Annotated in this window: 10 protein-coding genes and 1 tRNA gene; 4 read left to right on the plus strand and 7 right to left on the minus strand. The window is 71.6% G+C overall.

Annotated elements, in window-relative coordinates; translation table 11 throughout:
- Positions 1-71: 71 nt before the first annotated feature.
- The 6 genes from ACQPXB_RS35715 to ACQPXB_RS35740 form a co-directional block, all read right to left on the minus strand.
- On the minus strand, positions 72-716 hold the full coding sequence (locus ACQPXB_RS35715) for a hypothetical protein (protein ID WP_366586663.1): 645 nt from the start codon (positions 714-716) through the stop codon (positions 72-74).
- Positions 709-1,131 carry an acyl-CoA thioesterase gene (locus ACQPXB_RS35720; RefSeq protein ID WP_432845945.1) on the minus strand — a complete coding sequence of 141 codons (423 nt, stop codon included), beginning with the start codon at positions 1,129-1,131 and terminating at the stop codon, positions 709-711. Before ACQPXB_RS35720 ends, ACQPXB_RS35715 begins: the two co-directional genes overlap by 8 nt.
- On the minus strand, positions 1,128-6,113 hold the full coding sequence (locus ACQPXB_RS35725; RefSeq protein WP_432845946.1) for an NAD-glutamate dehydrogenase: 4,986 nt from the start codon (positions 6,111-6,113) through the stop codon (positions 1,128-1,130). The genes ACQPXB_RS35720 and ACQPXB_RS35725 overlap by 4 nt, the downstream gene beginning before the upstream one ends.
- Before the next feature lie 495 nt (positions 6,114-6,608).
- A complete protein-coding gene (locus tag ACQPXB_RS35730; protein ID WP_432845947.1) occupies positions 6,609-9,191 on the minus strand; it encodes a hypothetical protein in 2,583 nt (860 codons plus the stop codon).
- A gap of 14 nt (positions 9,192-9,205) precedes the next feature.
- The gene (ettA, locus tag ACQPXB_RS35735; protein ID WP_366586672.1) at positions 9,206-10,882 is read right to left on the minus strand and encodes an energy-dependent translational throttle protein EttA; all 1,677 of its coding nucleotides are present in this window, start codon (positions 10,880-10,882) and stop codon (positions 9,206-9,208) included.
- 100 nt (positions 10,883-10,982) lie between these two features.
- On the minus strand, positions 10,983-13,001 hold the full coding sequence (locus tag ACQPXB_RS35740) for a cytochrome c oxidase assembly protein (RefSeq protein ID WP_432845948.1): 2,019 nt from the start codon (positions 12,999-13,001) through the stop codon (positions 10,983-10,985).
- 63 nt (positions 13,002-13,064) lie between these two features.
- On the opposite strand from ACQPXB_RS35740, the gene ACQPXB_RS35745 reads away from it, so the two are divergent.
- Positions 13,065-13,703 carry a histidine phosphatase family protein gene (locus ACQPXB_RS35745; protein ID WP_432845949.1) on the plus strand — a complete coding sequence of 213 codons (639 nt, stop codon included), beginning with the start codon at positions 13,065-13,067 and terminating at the stop codon, positions 13,701-13,703.
- Here the strand turns inward: ACQPXB_RS35745 and ACQPXB_RS35750 are convergent.
- Positions 13,677-14,858, minus strand: coding sequence for an MFS transporter (locus ACQPXB_RS35750; protein ID WP_432845950.1), 1,182 nt, complete (start codon positions 14,856-14,858; stop codon positions 13,677-13,679). The two genes, ACQPXB_RS35745 and ACQPXB_RS35750, sit on opposite strands and share 27 nt — an antisense overlap.
- 83 nt (positions 14,859-14,941) lie before the next feature.
- Here ACQPXB_RS35750 and ACQPXB_RS35755 point away from each other — a divergent pair, with 83 nt between their 5' ends.
- From ACQPXB_RS35755 to ACQPXB_RS35765, 3 genes are all read left to right on the plus strand, one after another.
- Positions 14,942-16,009, plus strand: a complete 1,068-nt coding sequence (locus tag ACQPXB_RS35755; protein ID WP_432845951.1) for a LacI family DNA-binding transcriptional regulator — start codon at positions 14,942-14,944, stop codon at positions 16,007-16,009.
- Positions 16,010-16,177: 168 nt separating this feature from the next.
- Complete coding sequence (locus tag ACQPXB_RS35760; RefSeq protein ID WP_432845952.1) at positions 16,178-16,729, plus strand: peptidase inhibitor family I36 protein; 552 nt, start codon at positions 16,178-16,180, stop codon at positions 16,727-16,729.
- Positions 16,730-18,511: 1,782 nt separating this feature from the next.
- Positions 18,512-18,585, plus strand: a tRNA-Arg gene (locus tag ACQPXB_RS35765).
- Positions 18,586-18,866: the final 281 nt, after the last annotated feature.

Below are 18,866 nucleotides of genomic sequence, written 5' to 3' on the forward strand. Positions count from 1 at the left end.
CGAACAGACAATGTGACCGGAACGAGCCCCGCGGAATGGCGAGGCTCGTCCCGGGAATGGCGAAGATCAGTTCAGAACAGAAGGGGCAACAACGCGTGCCTGCGCTTCAGCACCGCCCCATATCGGGCATCCAGCCGTAGCCACGAGTCCGTGGCCGTCACGCGGACGACGTCGCCGTCGATCGACGAGTCGAACAGCCCCATACCGGACAAGGCGAACAAACAGCGCAGCTGCACCTTCACCTCGAGCTCGCCGCCGGTGACCGTGAGCACGGCCTGGTCCATCAGCGACGCCGGCGGCGTGCCGTGCGGGCCGACGTTGTCGCGGGCCAGCGTGACGCCGCGGTCGGCCAGGTCGGACACCACGCCGACCGGCAGGTCGTCCACGAGCTGCCAGCGGCCCGGCGCGGGCAGCTCCGCGTGCCAGAGCAGGTCGCGCGCGGGTCCGGGGTCCATGACCTCGCCGCCGGCGACCGTGAGGGCCGCCAGCAGCTCGTTGCCCGACACGGTGATGTCGGCCGGGGTCACGGTCCCCGCCACCGCGCGGGTGGCGAGGACCTCGAACGGCGTGGCCGTCCACGCTTCGACAACGCCGCCGTCGCCGGAAGCGCGGTTGCGCAGCCGCACGGCGGTGTTGCCGTCGAGCCGCACCGCGCGGGCGACGAACGCGCCGAGCGTGTCGCGGTCGCCCGCGTCGGGGATGCGCAGCTCAGGCATCGGCGAACACCTTCTTGAGGAACTCGGTCTCCTCGGGGGAAAGGCGCCGCGGCCGCAGCTTGACGGTGTCGTACGGCGCCAGCACGGTCTCCGCGGTCACCGCCACCGGGTCCGACTCCTCGGGCCCGGTGTGCACGACGTAGGCCAGCGTGATGGTGGCCGACTTGACCTCGGTGAGCGTGATGTCCACCCGCACCGACGTCTCGGGCGTGACGACGATCGGCGCGCGGTAGTGCACGCCGAGCTTCACCACGACCACGCCCTTGGGCAGCTCGGTGAGGCCGGCTTTCACCGCGTCGCCGAACAGCACCGGGATCCGCGCCTCCTCCAGGAGCGTCACCATGTTGGCGTGGTTGACGTGCCCGTAGACGTCCATGTCCGACCAGCGCGGCCGGACGTGCGAAACGTAGGTCACCGCACCGTGCTCCTGATCTGGCGCGCCGCCACCGACAGCGTCGCGAGGTCGAGGCGCCCGGAGCGGGTGATCTCGTCCAGCGCCACGCGGGCGCGCGACAGCCGCGACGCGTTGGTCTTCTCCCACTGCGAGATCTTCGCGTCGGTTGCCACGTCCAGGTCGCTGTGGCGCAGCGCGTCGAGCGTGATGGCGCGCAGCGAGCCGTAGACGTCGTCGCGCAGCGAGAGACGCGCGAGGGCGTGCCAGCGGTTGCCGCGTTCGAGCTTGCTGATCTCGGTGAGCATCTTGTCGATGTCCAGGTGGTCCGAGAGCGCGTAGTACAGCTCGGCGGTGTCGGCCGGGCTGTGCAGCGCGTCGAGCCCCACCTGCTGCTCGGCCAGCTCGGCGACCTCGACCACGTCGAGCAGGCCGTAGCTGTGCAGCAGCAGCGCCACGCGGCGGGCGAGGTCGGCGGGCACGCCGTCGGCCACGAGCCTGCCGGCGTGCTCCTCCACGGACTCCAGCTCGCGGCCGCGCAGCAGGTCGCCCAGCTTCGGGCCGAGCTCCCCGACCACGGGGCCGAAGCGGTTGATCTCGGCCAGCGGCGCCAGCGGCTGCGGGCGGTTGGTGAGGAACCAGCGGGCGGCGCGGTCGAGCAGCCGGCGCGTCTCCAGCACCATCGCGTCGGCGACCGCGGTGGGCACCACGTTGTCGAGCCCGTCGATCTCGGCCCACAGCTTCGGCAGGTCGTAGACGTGGGTGACCACGGCGTACGCGCGCACCGCGTCGGTGGCCGTCGCGTTCATCTCCTCCATGAGGCGGAAGACGAACGAGATGCCGCCGCCGTCCACCAGCTCGTTGGTCACGAGCGTGGTGATGATCTGACGGCGCAGCGGGTGCTGCGTGATCGCGTCGGAGAACTGCTCCCGCAGCGGCTTCGGGAAGTACTCGGGCAGCCGGCGCGTGAACACCTCCGAGTCGACCAGCTCACTGGCCAGCAGCTCGTCCTTGAGGTCGAGCTTCACGTGGGCCAGCAGTGTCGCGAGCTCCGGCGACGACAGGCCTTCGCCCGCCTTCTCCAGCGCGCGGAACTCCGAGGACGTCGGCAGGGCTTCCAGCTTGCGGTCGAACGCGCCCTTCGCGACGAGCGACGACACCTGCCGCGCGTGCACCGACACCATCGGACCGGCGTGCGCCCGGCTCACGCCGAGCACCGCGTTCTGCCGGTAGTTGTCGGTCAGCACCAGGTCGGAGACCTCGTCGGTCATCTCCTCCAGCAGCGAATTGCGCCGCGTGTGCTCGAGGTCCCCGGTCGCCACGAGGTGGTCGAGCAGGATCTTGATGTTGACCTCGTGGTCGGAGCAGTCCACCCCGGCCGAGTTGTCGAGCGCGTCGGTGTTGATCTTGCCACCGGAGCGGGCGAACTCGATCCGGCCGAGCTGGGTCAGGCCGAGGTTGCCGCCTTCGCCCACGACCTTCACGCGCAGCTGGTTGCCGTTGACGCGGATCGCGTCGTTGGCCTTGTCGCCCGCGTCGCCGTGGGTCTCGGTCTCCGCCTTGACGTACGTGCCGATGCCGCCGTTCCACAGCAGCTCGACCGGCGCCAGCAGGATCGCCTGGATGAGCTCCATCGGCGGCAGGTGCGTGATGCCCTCGTCGATGCCCAGCGCCTCGCGCACCTGCGGGCTGATCGGGACCGTCTTGGCCGAACGCGGGTAGATGCCGCCGCCCTCGCTGATGAGCGAGCGGTCGTAGTCGTCCCACGAGCTGCGCGGCAGGTCGAACAGCCGGCGCCGCTCGGCGAACGACGACGCGGCGTCCGGGTTCGGGTCGAGGAACACGTGCATGTGGTTGAACGCGGCCACCAGGCGGATGTGCTCGCTCAGCAGCATGCCGTTCCCGAAGACGTCGCCCATCATGTCGCCGATGCCGACGGTGGTGAAGTCCTCGGTCTGGGTGTCCTTGCCCAGCTCGCGGAAGTGGCGTTTCACGCTCTCCCACGCGCCCTTGGCGGTGATGCCCATGGCCTTGTGGTCGTAGCCGACCGAGCCGCCGGAGGCGAACGCGTCGCCGAGCCAGAAGCCGTACTGGCCCGAGACCTCGTTGGCGATGTCGGAGAACTTCGCGGTGCCCTTGTCGGCCGCGACGACGAGGTAGCTGTCGTCGGCGTCGTGGCGCACCACGCCCGGCGCGGGCACGGTCTTGCCCTCGACGCGGTTGTCCGTCAGGTCGAGCAGGCCCGAGATGAACATGCGGTAGCACGCGATGCCCTCGGTGAGCTGCGCGTCGCGGTCGAGGCTCGCGTCCCCGGTGGGAGCCGGCGGGCGCTTCACGACGAAGCCGCCCTTCGCGCCCACGGGCACGATCACGGCGTTCTTCACCGCCTGCGCCTTGACCAGGCCGAGCACCTCCGTGCGGAAGTCCTCGCGCCGGTCGGACCAGCGCAGGCCGCCGCGCGCGACCTCGCCGAAGCGCAGGTGCACCCCTTCCACGCGCGGCGAGTACACGAAGATCTCGAACTTCGGCCGCGGCTCCGGCAGCTCCGGCACGCCGCTCGGGTCGAGCTTGATCGCGAGGTACGGCCGCGTGGCGCCGTCCGCGCCGGTCACGTGGTAGTTCGTGCGCAGCGTCGCGTTGATCACGGCCATGAGGCGGCGCAGGATGCGGTCCTCGTCGAGGCTCGTGACCTCGTCGATCATCGCGGTGATCTCGCCGACGAGCGAGTCCTCGCGCGTCTTGCGGTCCACATCGGACAGTTGCGGGTCGCAGCGCGTCTCGAACAGGTTCAGCAGCCGCATGGCCACTTCGGTGTGCTTGAGCACCGTGTTCTGGATGTATTCCTGGGAAAACGGGCTGCGGGCCTGCTGCAGGTAACGCGAGTACGCGCGCAGCACCGCAGCCTGGCGCCAGGTGAGGCCGGCGCGCAGCACGAGGCCGTTGAAGCCGTCGACCTCCGCGTCGCCGCGCCACGCCGCGTGGAACGCGTCCTGGAACCGATCGCGCAGCGCGTCGAGGGCGACGGTGCTGCTCTCGTCGAGGTACTTCGCCGAGATGCGCAGGCCGAAGTCGTAGATCCAGCTGGCGCCGCCGTCTTCGCGGAACAGCTCGTACGGCCGCTCGTCGACGACCTCGACGCCCATCGCCTGCAGCAGCGGCAGGACCTTCGACAGCGTCACGCCTTCGCCGCGCAGGTAGAGCTTGAAGCGGCGCTCGCCCGGCTCGGCGTCGGCGGGCAGGTAGAACGACAGCGCCAGGTCGCCCTCGTCGGCCAGCGTGTCGAGCTTGCGCAGGTCGGCGAGCGCCTCGTCGGCGGTGAAGTCCTCCTTGTAGCCCTCGGGGAACACCGCGGCGAAGCGCTGGCCCTGGTCGACGGCGGACTCCTCGCCCATCACGCCGATCGGCTGGCCATCGCCCGCGCGCTCGCGCCGCTCGGCGAGGATCGCCTCGACCATGCGGTCGTCCCAGCTGCGCACGACGGTGTTGAGGCGTTCCTGGATCCGCAGCGTGTCGGGCTCGATCCGGTGCGCAGGGTCGGTGTGCACGATGAAGTGCACCTGCGCGAGCACGGTCTCGCCGATGCGCGCGCTGTATTCGAGCTGCGTGCCTTCCAGCTCCTCCAGCAGCACCTTCTGCATCGCCAGCCGCGAACGCGTCGTGTAGCGGTCGCGCGGCAGGTAGACCAGGCAGGAGTAGAAGCGGCCGTACGGGTCGCGGCGCAGGAACAGCCGCAGCCGGCGGCGGTCCGACAGCGTGATGGCGCCGGTGGTGGTGGCGTAGAGCGAATCCGTGTCAGCGGAGAACAGGTCGGCGCGCGGCCAGTTCTGCAGCACCTCCAGCATGCGCTGGCCGGAGAACGACTCCATCGGGAAGCCGGCGCGGTGGATGACCTCGCGCACGCGCTTGCACACCACGGGGATGTCGAGCACGTTCTCGTGCAGCGCCGTGGTGGTGAACATGCCGAGGAACCGGTGCTCGCCGGTCACGGTGCCCTCGTCGTCGAACGTCTTCACGCCGACGTAGTACGGGTACACCGGACGGTGCACGGTCGAGGGGGCGCTGGCCTGCGTGAGCACCAGCAGCGTCGGGGACAGCGCGCTGGCGTAGTCGTCCGGGCCCGCGGTGAGGCTGCGGGCGGCGAGGCTGTCCTGGCGCAGCACACCGAGGCCGGACGCGAGGACCGCGCGCAGGGCCGGCTCGTCGGAGTCGGGGTGCGGGTTCTCGACCAGCTCGTAGCGGCGGTAGCCGAGGAAGGTGAAGTGGCCGTCCGCGAGCCAGCGCAGCAGGCGGGCGCCCTCTTCCACCTGCGAAGGGTCGGGCAGCTTCGGCGGGTGCTGCTCCAGCGACTCCGCCACGGAGCACGCCGTCTGCGCCATCTTGTCGGCGTCCTCGACGACCTCGCGGACGTCACCCAGCACCGAGGCCAGCCGGTTGTCCAGCTCGCGGGCGCGGTTCGGGTCCGTGACGAGGTCGATCTCCAGGTACATCCACGACTCGGCCGCCGACATCGCCGGCGGGTTCGCCGGGTCGGCGTCGGGGTGCAGGCCCGCGAGCTCGCCCGTGACGTCGCGGCTAACCACGACGATCGGGTGGACGATGCGGTGCACCTGCACGCCGTCGCGCGCGAACTCGGCCGCCACGCTGTCGACGAGGTAGGGCATGTCGTCGGTGACCACCTGCACGACGGTGGCCTCACGGGTCCAGCCGTCCTGCGCCGCGGTGGGGTTGAGCAGCCGGACCGCCGGGCGTCCCGGCATGCGCTGCTTGGCCAGCTGCAGGTGCGAGCGCACCGCGCCGACGAGCGCCACGGGGTCGTCGCCGACGATCTCCTCGGCCGGGATGTGGCGGTAGTACAGGCGGATCAGGTCACCGATCTCGGGCGCCAACGCCGCCGCGGCGTCGATCAGCTCGTCCCGGAGCTGCTCCGGGCTGGCCGAGCGACGCAACGCGCCGACCTCGGCACCGACATCTGTTCCGGGCGGGGACGAGACTCCCGTCGAGCTCATGTGAGGCAACTCTCCAGTTTCGAGATCGAGACGCGTCCGTCACCACAACGTGGCGGACTCCCCCACACTAATCCGACCCCGCCGGACCCGTGACAAAGACCAGGAGTTGTCCAGACTTACGTTTGCCTTACAGGACGAGGACTTTCGGCGTTGATCGGTTCAGCTACCCGGGAGTCGGGTGATACCCCGTTCAGGGGGGAATCCCTTGGCCCCGGGCACGCCCCGCGGTCACCCGGGGTGTCCGGTGGTGCCGGACCGGGTTCGTGATCGGTTCAGTCCGCGCGCGGCCGCACGGAAGCCCGCGGCCAAACCGGAAAAGGTTGCCTTCCGGCACTGCGAGGATTCCCACACCGAAACCGCCCGGACGGGCGACCGTACAGGGGCGGTCCAAGGTGGAGGTGCCCCGAAGCCGGCGTCGGCAAACCCGCTGGAGCTCACCGGTTTTCGGGTACGGCGAAGGGGGGTGTTGTCCGCGCTGGGGCTTCGGCGACGGCCTCAGTCGCCGTTGCGCTTGCGCTCTCCCGAAGCGTGCCCGTTGACCGGACGGCGCTTCTTGTCGTCTTCGGAGCCCAGCCGCTTCACCAGCGCGGCGGCGCTCGCCGTTCCCGCCTGGTGCTCGGCCAGCGCGCGGGCCAGCAGCTCGGCCAGCCCGGCGTCCGGCGGCGGCTCGTCCTCGGCGATCGCCCGCGCGTAGCTCTCCGGGAAGGGCTGCGACGTCGGCGTCCACGAGTCGAAGTCCTCGAGCGGATCCAGCGCCGGCGGCATCCGCAGCCGCGGCAGCCACGGGTCCACGGCTTCCTCGGACACCTCTTCGTCCCGCGGCGCCGGTGCCAGGTCCGGCGTCTCGCGCTTCCACGGCGGGTCCGTCACGTCGGAGACGGCCTCGGGCTCCTCCGTGCGCGCGGTTTCCTCGCGCGCACCGGCCTCGTCCGCTCGCCGGCGACCGCCACCGCCGCCCGCGGAGATCCCGAGGCGGTCCAGCACGGAGCGCGCGGCGACAGAACCGTGTTCCGCATCGTGCCGGGTCTTGCGGCCGCGCGAGATCTCGTCGCGGCGGGCACGTTCCTCGCGGGCCCACTCGTCGCTCTCCCACAGCGGCGCGGCGGGTTCGTCCGCGGGTGCGGGGGCCATCGGCAGCTCGGGCAGGATGTCCGAAAGGTCCGGCAGCGCCAGGCGCGGCAGGTCCTCGGCCACGGCCGGGATCGGCGGGGCCGGCTCTTCGCGGACGACCTCGGCGACGGGCTCCGGCTTCGGAGCCGGCACGGCTCCGGGCTTCTTGAACGGCTTCACCCAGCCCGGCAACGCCGCCGGCGGCTCGGGTGCCGCCCGGCGGCCCGTCTCCGCGGGAGCCTGGCGGGAAGCCGGGTGCGACCCGTTCACGGGCCGCTTGGCCGGCGCTGCGGGCGGCTCGGCGACGCGCGGGCGGTCCGGAGCCTCGGCGCGCGGCGCCGACAGCGTGAAGCGGGCGACCTGTTCGCTCGGTTCGACAGGCGCCACGGGCTCCGGCTCGTCGCGGATCACCGGGATCACCGACGTCCGCTCGGCCTCCGACTCCGCGGCCGCTCGCCCGAACGACCACGTCGGCGTCTTCGACCCGGATTTCTCCGGCTTGCGAACGGGCTTCTCCGGCACCGAACCGGCCGCGCGCACGTACGTCGTCTCCGCCGGAGCGGCCGGCCGCGGTGGTGCTTCCGCACGCGCCGGGGTTTCCGTCCGCGACCGGGTTTCCTTCTGCGGCTGGGCTTCCGGACGCTGAGCCTTCGCCACGGCCGGCTTCGCGGCGACCGGCTTCGCGGCGACTGGTTTCGCGGCGACCGGTTCCGGGGCAGCCGGCTCGGCGGGGATCGCCCGGATCAGCGCCGTCGTCTCGACGTCGCGCACCGGGGGCTCCACGGCCATCGGCACCGGACGGCCACCCTGCGGCGCCGACCGCGCGATCACGTCGTCGAGGTCCAGCGGCGCCACCGTGCCGGCGCCGAACTCGCCCGCGAGCAGCCCGCACGCCTGGCGGCGAGCCCGCGAGTGGACGTGTTCCGCCGCGCGCGAGCGGTGCAGGCACGCGATGGCTTCCTCGGCGCTGCCGAACCGTTCCTCGATCTGCCCCAGCTCCAGCCACAGCCGCGCGGTGATCGCGGACAGCCCGTGGCGGTCCGTGCTCGCCACGGCTTCGCGCACCAGCTCGGACGCGGCGTCGCCGGCACCGGCGGGCAGGTGGATCCGCGTCGCGACGGCCAGCCGCAGCCACGCCGTGGGCGCGACACCCGCCGCGCGCACGGGCTCGTTCAGCATGGGTTCGGCGATGTCGTACGCCATGTCGGTGTCGCCGCGGTCGAGCAGCGTGCTCACGAGCTGCAGCACGAGCCGCACGCGCACGAGACCGCCGTCGTCGGCCGGGTTGTCGAGCTTCTCGAGGAACCCGAGGCCGGTGCGGGCGGCGTCGGCGGCCGCGGTGAGGTCACCGTGGCGGCGCCGGTGGGCCGCGGCTCCGTTGCGCAGCAACGCCCGCACGAGCAGCCGGGTGTCGGCGTCGAGCGACTCGTCGGCGACCACCAGCTTGTCGGCCTCGACGAGCACGCGGTCGAGCTCCGGCTTGCGGCCGAACTGCGCGAGGCAGCCCACCAGGTGGCACAGCGCTTCGGCGCGGTGCACGGCCGAAACCGCCGGCTCCGACAGCACGGGCCGCAGCGCCGCAAGCCCGGTCAACGGTGTGCCGAGGCTACGCGCGCACAGGGCCAGGTCGATCCGCAGCCGCGCGGCCGTGTCGGTGTACCCGGCGTGCTCCGCGGCCCGCAGGGCGGCGACGGCGCGCCCGACGGTCGACGTGCGACCGCCGAGGCGCACGCGCGCCGCGACCACGAGGCTCTCGGCGCGGATCCACTGCTCGTCCGCGCCCGCGGCCTCGGCGAGCGCGGCCGCGCGCTCGCCGAGCACCAAGGCGAGCTCGGGCGCGCGCAGGTGCAGCGCGTCCGCCCGCTCGATCAGCCGCCCGAGGTCGGAGAGGGTCGCCCCGCCGGCAGCAGCGAGCCGCCCGCCCGCGGGTGCGGGCGAGCTCGACCGGTTGTGCCTGCTGGCTTCCACTCCCGCCCCCGGCGTCAGTCGCGCTTCAGCTTGCGATGGGTGACCCGGTGCGGCCGCGCCGCTTCGGCGCCGAGGCGCTCGATCTTGTTCTTCTCGTAGCCCTCGAAGTTGCCCTCGAACCAGAACCACTTCGCGGGGTCTTCGTCCGTGCCTTCCCAGGCCAGGATGTGCGTGGCGACCCGGTCGAGGAACCACCGGTCGTGGGAGATGACCACGGCGCATCCCGGGAACTGCTCCAGCGCGTTCTCCAGCGACCCCAGCGTTTCCACGTCCAGGTCGTTGGTCGGCTCGTCCAGCAGGATCAGGTTTCCGCCCTGCTTGAGCGTCATCGCCAGGTTCAGCCGGTTGCGCTCACCACCGGAGAGCACACCCGCGGGCTTTTGCTGGTCCGGACCCTTGAAGCCGAACGCGCTCACGTACGCGCGCGAAGGCATTTCGGTCTGCCCGACGTGGATGTAGTCGAGCTTGTCCGACACGACCTCCCACACCGTCTTCTTCGGGTCGATGCCGGCGCGGTTCTGGTCCACATAGGACAGCTTGACCGTCTCGCCGATCTTGACCGTGCCGGCGTCCGGCTCCTCGAGCCCCACGATCGTCTTGAACAGCGTGGTCTTGCCGACGCCGTTGGGGCCGATCACGCCGACGATGCCGTTGCGCGGCAGGTCGAACGACAGGCCGTCGATGAGCACGCGGTCGTCGAAGCCCTTGCGCAGCTTCTCGACCTCGACCACGACACTGCCCAGGCGCGGGCCCGGCGGGATCTGGATCTCCTCGAAGTCGAGCTTGCGGTGCTTGTCGGCCTCCGCCGCCATCTCCTCGTAGCGGTCGAGGCGCGAGCGGGACTTCGTCTGGCGGGCCTTGGCGTTGGACCGCACCCATTCGAGCTCGGTCTTGAGGCGCTTGGCGAGCTTCGCGTCCTTCTTGCCCTGGACCTCGAGGCGCTCGCGCTTCTTCTCCAGGTAGGTGGAGTAGTTGCCCTCGTAGCCGACGACGCGGCCGCGGTCGAGCTCCATGATCCACTCGGCCACGTTGTCCAGGAAGTACCGGTCGTGGGTCACGGCCAGCACGGCGCCGGCGTACTTCGAGAGGAACTGCTCCAGCCACAGCACGCTTTCGGCGTCCAGGTGGTTGGTGGGCTCGTCGAGCAGCAGCAGGTCGGGGGCGGACAGCAACAGCTTGCACAGCGCGACACGACGGCGCTCACCACCGGAGAGGTGGGTCACGGGCTCGTCCGGCGGCGGGCAGCGCAGGGCGTCCATGGCCTGCTCGACCGTGGAGTCGAGCTCCCACGCGTCGGCGTGGTCGAGGTCCTCCTGGAGCTGGCCCATCTCCTCCATGAGCTCGTCGCTGTAGTCGGTCGCCATGAGCTCGGCGATCTCGTTGTAGCGGTCGAGCTTCTGCTTGGTCTCGCCGAGGCCCTCTTCGACGTTCTGGCGGACGGTCTTCGTCTCGTCCAGCTCCGGCTCCTGCATGAGGATGCCGACGGTGGCACCCGGCTGCAGGAACGCCTCGCCGTTGCTGGCCTGCTCGATCCCCGCCATGATCTTGAGAACGGTGGACTTACCGGCACCGTTCGGCCCCACCACGCCGATCTTGGCGCCGGGGTAGAACGCGGTGCTGACGTCGTCGAGGATGACCTTGTCCCCGACGGTCTTGCGCACCTTCTTCATGGTGTAGATGAACTCGGCCATGCCATCGATCGTAGAGTGGCCCGATCCGCGCCCTGACGGCGGTCACCACCGCGCTACCGAGGGTCATGCCCACATCACGCGGACGACATCATCCGCGTGGTCATTCCGCCCGTTTGCCGTCGGCCAGGTTCTTGAGCATCGCGTTGTAGGCGGCCAGCTCTTCGCCGCCGGTGGTCTCCTCGCGGCGGTCCTTGCGCTTGGCTTCGCGCTCGTCGGCGCGCGCCCACTGCACCAGCAGCGCGATCAGCACCAGCAGCACGGGCACCTCGCCCGCGGCCCACGCGATGCCGCCGCCGAGGCGCTGGTCGGTGAGCAGGTCGCCGACCCACGGCAGGCGCAGTGACGTGTAGAACTCCTGGCCGATCACGGCCTGCATGTTCATCAGGATCACGCCGAAGAACGCGTGGAACGGCATGGCGGCGAACATCATCCCGAGCCGCCCGACCGGCGGGATCTTGCGCGGCGCCGGGTCGACGCCGATCACCGGCCAGTAGAAGACGTAGCCGGCGAGCAGGAAGTGGGCGTTCATCGCCAGGTGCGCCCAGTGGTAGTTCAGCGCGGCGTCGAACAGGCCGGAGAAGTACAGCGCGTAGAACGAGCCCACGAACAACAGCAGCGCGACGATCGGGTGCGTCAGGAACCGCGACACGGGCGAGTGCACGGCCGCCAGGAGCCACTCCCGCGGCCCCGGAGGCGCGCCGGCACCGGCGGCCGGCAGGGCGCGCAGCGCGAGCGTCACGGGCCCGCCCAGCACCAGCAGCACGGGCACGACCATCGACAGCAGCATGTGCGTGCCCATGTGCACGCTGAACATCGCCGGCGAGTAGCGGCCGATGCCCGACGACGTGGCGATCAGGAGCACCAGGCAGCCGGCGAGCCACGCGACGATCCGGCCCGTGGGCCACGAGTCGCCGCGCTTGCGCAGCCGCCGCACGCCGGCGAGGTAGAGCCCGGCCAGCACGATCGCGGCCGTGCCGTAGATCAGGTCGAAGCGCCAGTCGGTGAGCAGGCGCCAGAAGGTGGGCGCGCCGTCGAGGTTGTAGCCGATCAGCAGTTCGGTGGTGGAGGGCTGCGTGACCGCGTCGGCCGGAGGTGGCGTGCGGGCGAGGCCGGACGCGATTCCGAGCGTCACGAACATGATCAGCACCTCGACGGCCGCCAGCCGCAGCAGCTGGCCGCCGCCCTTGCCGTCGACGAGGTCGCGCACGCCGCGCTGGCGCTGCTGGTGCCCGAAGACGCCGAGCAGCAGCAACGCGACGACCTTGGCGACCACGAGCAGGCCGTAGTCGGTGGTGAACAGGTCGCCGAGGTTGATGCGCACCAGCGCGTTGATCACGCCGGAGATCGCCATCACGACCCAGCAGACCAGGGCCAGCTTGGAGAACCGCCGGGCGGCCAGCGACAGGTGTGCGCCCCGGCGCCAGCCGAGCGCGAGCAGCGCCACGAGGCCGCCGACCCACAGGGCGGCCGCGATCAGGTGGAACAGCAGGCTGTTGGTGGCCATGTCGTGCGAGCCGCCGCTCGCGGAGTGCCCGGTGACGGCGACGGGCACCAGGCCCGCGACCGCCACGAAGAACAGCACGGCCGTCCAGCCCCACGTGAGCACGAGCCGGCAGCCGAGCGCGAGCAGCACCGCGATGAGCGCCGTCCACAGCCACGCCTTGGGCTGCTCGATCGCGTCGACGAGGTCCAGGAGCGTTTGGGGTGAAAGGACTTCCAGGAACGGCTTGCCGGCGCCGTCGGCCGCGGTGAAGGCCACCGACAGCAGCGACGAGGCGAACCACACCCAGGCGGCGATGCCGGCCGCGCGCACGGCGGCGTAGCCCTCGGGCCCGAGCGTGCCGGACTTCTGCGGCGGCACCAGGAACGCGGCCAGCAGCAGCGCGCCGACGCAGATCACGGACGCGGCTTCGGCGAGCACCCGGACGACCGTGATGCCGTAGCGCGTGACCAGCCCCGGGTCGGGCAGACCGGTGATCAGGTAGCCGGCGCCGCCGGTGAGCGCCACGAGCCCGACCGCGACGACGGCGGCGAGCACCACGCCCACCGAGAGCAGCGGCAGCACACTGGTCCTGCGTCGCGCTGCCGGTTCGGGTTTCGTCACTGCGTCGGTGCTCACCGTTCGAGATTAGGCCGGTCTCGTTTTCCGCGGCACGGGGGTGCGGCCAGGCATGATGGTTTCGTGCGGATCATCCTGCTGCGTCACGCCGAGTCCCTCGGGAGCGTCGACCAACTCGCGTACACCCGGATCCCGGACCACGCGATCCCGCTGACGGAAAAGGGCCGGGCGGAGGCCGCCGCGACGGGGCCGGAGATCAAGGAACTGCTACGCGGCGAGCGCCCTGCCGTGTATGTGAGCCCCTACCTGCGTACACGCGAGACGCTGCGGCTGCTGGACATCGAAAGCGACTGCGACCGCGTGGTGCAGGAACCGAGGCTGCGCGAGCAGGACTGGGGCAACCTCCAGGACCCGCAGGACCAGGAGGTGCAGCGGCAGCGGCGGCACGAGTTCGGCCACTTCTTCTACCGGCTGCCCTTCGGCGAGTCGGGTGCCGATGTGGACGACCGCGTGGCCGGTTTCCTCGCCGAGCTGCTGCACAGTGGCGGAACTCACCCCCGCAGCGTGCTGGTCGTCTCCCACGGCCTCACGCTGCGGTTGCTGTGCCGCCGGCTGTTCGGCTGGAGCGTGGACCTGTTCGAGTCGCTGTCGAACCTGCGCACGTGCGAGTACCGCGTGCTGGAGCACGACGGGGACAAGTGGTCGCTCGACCGGCCGTTCGGGCAGTGGCGCGAGTCACCGGACGGGGAGACCCAGGGCTAGGTCCTCGCGCCGCCGCGCGCGGGCCGCGACGAGGGCAGCCGGCACGATCAGCGCCGCGATGAGGCCGACGACCACGAACGACACGGAGTAGGACGTCGCCTGCGCGATGCCGCCGATCATCGGCGGACCGGCGAGGAAGCCGGAGTAGGCGATGGTGCTGACGAACGCCAGCTCGCGTTCGCCGCCTCCCCCGTCGGCGCGTTTGCCGGCGCTGCCGGCCAGGCTCAGCGCCAGTGGGAACGCCGCGGCGAGTCCGGCGCCGGCCAGCGCGAAGCCGACGTACGCGAAGGCGGCCGGGGTGAACACGGCGGTGCAGACGAGGCCGATCGCCGCGACGCCCGCGCCGACGGCGAGCGAACGCGTTGCGCCGAAGCGTTCCTGGCTCCACGCGCCGCCGAGCCGGGCCAGCGCCATGGCGAGCGAGAACCCGGAGTAGGCCAGCGCCGCGGCACCTTGGCCGACGCCGTGGACGGTGACCATGAGCAGGGCCGACCAGTCGGAGCTCGCGCCCTCGGCGATCGCCGAGCACAAGGCGACGGCCGCCAGCAGCCACAGGGCGGGCCGGCGGATCGGCGCTTTCCCGCGTTGCGGCGGTGTGGTCTCCTTCGGCGGCCGGACCCCCGGCACCGCTTTGACCACGACGACGAGCACGACGAGGGCGGTGACGGCGGCCACGGAGAGGTGCCGCGCGGGCGACCAGCCGTGGCCCGCGGCCAGGCCCGCGAGCAGGGAGCCGCCGAGCGCACCGAAGCTGAATCCGGCGTGCAGCGTCGGCATCACGGCGCGGCCGGTGCGACGCTCGACGGCGACGCCCGCGATGTTCATGGCGACGTCGAGGGACCCCACGCCCGCGCCGAGCACGAACAGGGCACCGGCGAGCAACGGCACGTTCGGCGCGAACCCGACGAGGGCGAGCGCGACGGCGGCCACCACGGTGCTGCCCGCGACGGCCGCGCGGGCACCCACGCGTTCGGTGATCCGGCCGGAAACCGGTGCGGCACACAGCATCCCGACGCTCGCGCCGAGCAGCGCAAGCCCGAAGACGCCGGGCGCGGCATGCACGTGCGCGGCGATGGCAGGCGTGCGCGGGGCCCACGAACCGAGGGCGGCCCCGTTGAGCGCGAAGACCGCGAACACCGCCGTCCGATCGCGCATCCTCCGCCGCCTCTCTGCCGGGAGTCCTTGGCCCAGAATGACTTAAGCGCTTCAGCAAGGCAAGGCCGCGCTATGCTCCGCCGATGACGAGCACCCGGCGCCGGCGTCCGACGCTGGACGACGTCGCCGAGGCGGTCGGGGTGTCCCGCGCGACCGTCTCGAACGCCTACAACCGGCCTGACCAGCTGTCCGCGCAGCTGCGGGAGCAGGTGCTGCGCGCGGCCAAGGAGCTGGGCTACCCCGGCCCGAACCCGACCGCGCGCAGCCTCGCCACGAGCCGGACGGGCGCGATCGCGTTCCTGCTCGACGCGTCGCTGTCGGCGGCGTTCTCGGACCCGGCCTTGTCGATCACGCTCGACGCGCTCGCGAAGGCCGTGGAGCCGACCGGCCACGCGCTGCTGCTGTTGCCCGGCGGCGAAGCGCACGGCGGGCCGGCGGCCGAGCGCGTGCTGGCGGCGCAGGCCGACATCGCCGTGGCCTACTCACTGGCCGACGGCAGCCCCGCGCTGGAGGCCGTGCACGACCGCGGTTTGCCGCTCGTGGTCATCGACCAGCCCCTGCTGCCCGACACGGCCCGCGTCGGCTGCGACGACCGCGGCGGGGCCGCCCTGGCGGCGCGGCACCTGCTGGAGCTGGGGCACCGGCGGTTCGCGATCCTGTCCGCGCCCCGGCTGTCGCCCGACGGCCCCTCCGGCCTGGAGTCCGCGCGGGCGAGCTCGTTCCACGGCACGCGCGAGCGCCTGGCGGGCTACCTGTCGACGCTGTCCACGGCCGGCGTGACCGACGTCGCCGTGGCCGAGGCGCCGTGGCTGTCGGCGGACACCGCCCGGGCGAGCGCCGCGGAGCTCCTCACCGGCACGCCCCGCCCGACGGCGCTGCTGTGCATGTCCGACCAGCTCGCCTTGGCCGCCGTCGCCGCCGCCCGGCAGCTGGGCCTGCGGGTGCCGGACGACGTCTCCGTGGTCGGCTTCGACGACACCCCGCAGGCCGCCTGGGCGGAGCCGCCGCTCACCACCGTCCGCCAGGATCTCGCCGGCAAGGGCCGCACCGCGGGCGAGCTGATCCTGCACCTGCTGGCCGGCGACAATCCGCCTCCGCCGGTGGTGCTCCCGGTGTCGTTGATCCGCCGAAACAGCACGGCCGAGGTTTAGCAATACCGTTCACCGATCTGTGGACAACTCGCGCCGTTCGAGCGACGGAATACTACTTGTCCACAGACGTAGGAATGCGGGCAGACAAACCCACCCCCACCCGCCATCGTGGAACTCACACATTCCACGGCGGCCCCTCCGGCCGCCACCGAGGGGGGAGTTCCCACGATGTTCCGACGCCTGCTGCCGAAGCTGCCCACGTTCCCCGGCCACTCCGGCCGGCCCACCACGCCGTCCCGCCTGCCCGGCCTGCCGCGCCTGCCCCGCGTACTCCTGCTGGCAACGGCGGGTTTGCTGGCCGGGACGGGGGTGGCTACTGCTGCGCCTTCCGCGACTTCTGCTGCGCCTTCCGCGACTCCTGCTGCACCTTCTGCGGCTTCTGCTGTTCCTTCGTCGCAGGCAGCTTTCACTGCGCCTTCTGCCCACGCCTCCGCCACTCCGGACCCGTCCTGCACCGTCGGCGAACTGTGCCTCTGGACCACCGAAAGCTACTCCGGCACCACTCAGCACTACGACCTCCGCACCGCCAATCCCGAAGACTGCATTCCCCTGCCCGAGGGATTCGAAGGCCATTCCTTCGTCAACCGCCTGACCCGCGACGTCACCATCTACCAAAGCGAAGAATGCACGACCGAGGGAGACTTCACCACCTATCCGGGTGGCGGCACTTACGTTCCGCAATCCCCCTTCGTGGTCCGCGCCATCAAAATCTGGAACTGACGCCCCACCGCGCCCCGGGGTGCCACGACCCCCGCTTGCCACCCCGGGGCGCCCCACCGCCCCACGCTTGCCACCCGGGTGCGCCCTCATCCGGTCGCCGCACGGCGAACGCTCTCTGCTCGCTGACCGCCGGGCGCCTCACCCATGGCACAGCCACCCGACTTGCCAACTCCGCAGCGCCCTCACCAACGAGATCTCCCCGGGGCGACTTCACCGCGCTTGCTCTCCTCCGGGGCTTCGCAACCAGCGAGCCCACCCCGGGCCGGCCCACCCGACTCGTCCACCGCGACGCGCGCCCAACCAACAACCTCACCCCACCGCACCCGTGCCCCACCGGACTCGCACTCCCTGCGGCTTCGCAACCAGCAAGCCCACCGCGGGCAGCTCCCCCGGCGGGTGACCGCAGCGCACTCCCAACCAGCGACCTCACTCCATGGTGCCCGCACGCTGACCGGCCTTCATCCCCTCGGGGACTTCGCAACCAGCCAACCCACCCCAGACAGCCACCACACGGCACTCCCAGCCAACAACCCCACCCCGGCGCGCCCATACGCCCACCGGCCTCCATCCCCTCCAGGGCTTCGCAACCAGCGAACCCACCCCGGTCGGTTCACCCGGCGGGTGGACCGCAGCGCGCTCCAACCCATCGACCCACTCCGCGGCGCCGGCGTGCCCGCCGACCTTGATCTCCTCCGGGACTTCGCAACCAGCGACCCCACCCCAGACAGCTCACCCAACCAGCCACCACACGGCACTCCGAACCAGCGACCCCACCCCGCTAAGCCCGCACGCCCACCGACCTTGATCTCCTCCGGGACTTCGCAACCAGCGACCCCACCCCAGACAGCTCACCCAACCAGCCACCACACGGCTCGCCCAACCAACACCCCGCCCCGTCGCGCCCATACGCCCACCGGCCTCGATCCCCTCCAGGGCTTCGCAACCAGCGAGTCCACCAAAGGCAGTTCACCTGGCGGGTCACCACAGGGCACTTCCAACCAGCGATCTCACCCTGCGGCGCCCTGCCTTGCCCTCGCCGGAGACGCCGAACCCTGCCCACCAGGCCCGACAGCACGCACACCACCGTGCCGCTGACCTGCCATCACCTCGACCACCCGACCGGGACCGGCTGATCGGTCATCCCGCGGCCCCCACCGCGCCGCCACACCGATCGCCGGCCCCCGGGGCCGTCCCCCGAGCGGCCCCACCCCCGTGGGCGCGCCACCTTCCCCGTGTCCAGCGCGCCCACGGGGCCTTAACCCGGTTCCAGCCGCTCTCCCCGCGCACCGCCGGGCCAGATCCGCTCCGGCTGCGGCCGATCGCCCTGATCGGTTTCGACCCGCAGCAACCGTCGCAGCGCGCCAGCCCGGCGCGCCGATCAACCACCCATTCATCACGTCTGGCCGAAGTCCCGGCCCCGACCCCGCGAGGAGCTCCCCGTGCACCCCGACCCCCGTCCACCGACCTGCCGAAACCACCCCTCTCCCCGCCCGGCCGAGGCCCTGCCGAGGAGTCGTGGCGATCCCACCCATTCGGGCGGGATGTCGTGGGCGGGCAACGGCCGCGAGCGAGCCCGGAGTGCCCGATGAACCCCTGGTGAACGCGCCGCCGGCGTGTCCCCGTGGCGACGACCAAGATCACCCGCGCGGGGACCGGGCAGGGGCGTGGCATCCGGCGAATCCGGCGAACGAGACCTGAAACGATTCGACGGTGTCGAACGATCGAGAGGATGGCGACGACTAAGCTGCCGGTGCTGGAGATCGGCAACCGTCGTCGACCCGGGCCCTCGTAGCTCAGCTGGATAGAGCAAGAGCCTTCTAATCTCTAGGTCGCAGGTTCGAGTCCTGCCGGGGGCACGCTGGGCCTGGTCAGAGCCACTTCTGACCAGGCCCAGCCGAGCCAACCAGCGCGAATGGTCCTTTTACGGTCCACTTTCGATTCAGCTCTCCACACGACGCACGCGTCGCAGGGTCGACGATCCGAACCCAGACCACGGCCCGGGTGCCACAGCACGCCGGCATCGAGAGTGCAGAGTGGACGGACCGCGCACCGTACACAGCCCACCACGTGCTGAGCCGAACGGCGACGACAGCTACGCCAGATGCACGAGCCAAAGCAGCACGGGGAACAGCCGAGT

Origin of the sequence: Amycolatopsis sp. CA-161197, from assembly GCF_050942255.1 — a bacterium.
In the GTDB taxonomy this organism is placed as follows: Bacteria; Actinomycetota; Actinomycetes; order Mycobacteriales; family Pseudonocardiaceae; genus Amycolatopsis.

Coding starts and splice junctions, on each gene's coding strand:
- ACQPXB_RS35760 (WP_432845952.1), top strand. CDS start 16,178: ATGTTCCGACGCCTGCTGCCGAAGCTGCCCACGTTCCCCGGCCACTCC.
- ACQPXB_RS35750 (WP_432845950.1), bottom strand. CDS start 14,858: ATGCGCGATCGGACGGCGGTGTTCGCGGTCTTCGCGCTCAACGGGGCC.
- ACQPXB_RS35715 (WP_366586663.1), bottom strand. CDS start 716: ATGCCTGAGCTGCGCATCCCCGACGCGGGCGACCGCGACACGCTCGGC.
- ACQPXB_RS35755 (WP_432845951.1), top strand. CDS start 14,942: ATGACGAGCACCCGGCGCCGGCGTCCGACGCTGGACGACGTCGCCGAG.
- ettA (WP_366586672.1), bottom strand. CDS start 10,882: ATGGCCGAGTTCATCTACACCATGAAGAAGGTGCGCAAGACCGTCGGG.
- ACQPXB_RS35725 (WP_432845946.1), bottom strand. CDS start 6,113: ATGAGCTCGACGGGAGTCTCGTCCCCGCCCGGAACAGATGTCGGTGCC.